The following is a 341-nucleotide window of genomic DNA, read 5'->3' as shown; positions in this document are numbered from 1 at the left end:
AGTCGATTGGCGCGCCAATTGGCAACTGTCATCCGTACTGATCAGCAAAAGCGCATCCGCAGCCAGAAAAACACCGACGGTTCCGGCTATGAGCCGCGTCGTCGCCGTATCCTGCGTTCACAAAAGGGCATTCGTTTTATCCATCGGGGAGACGTCCGCGACTTAAAAAATTGGCGGGCGACCCGTGGCCGACGGGGACGCATGATAACCGGTTTTGATGAAGACCGGGGCGCAGTACGGTCATTTTATCGCAGTGAGATTGAACGTTATCTGGAAATCAACCGGAGCGAAACCCGCAAAACCACAACACGGCGCAACCCGATGTTTCAGCGCCTGAGAGC

General features: G+C 55.4%; 1 pseudogene. It reads left to right on the top strand.

Annotated elements, in window-relative coordinates:
• Positions 1-18: 18 nt before the first annotated feature.
• Positions 19-341, top strand: a pseudogene (locus tag NXS07_RS21025) (phage virion morphogenesis protein); the annotation flags it as partial.

Source organism: Xenorhabdus bovienii, assembly GCF_024721015.1.
Taxonomy (GTDB): Bacteria; Pseudomonadota; Gammaproteobacteria; order Enterobacterales; family Enterobacteriaceae; genus Xenorhabdus; species Xenorhabdus bovienii.
Note: the sequence above shows the minus strand (reverse complement) of the source record. Positions and strands in the feature narration are given on the sequence as shown.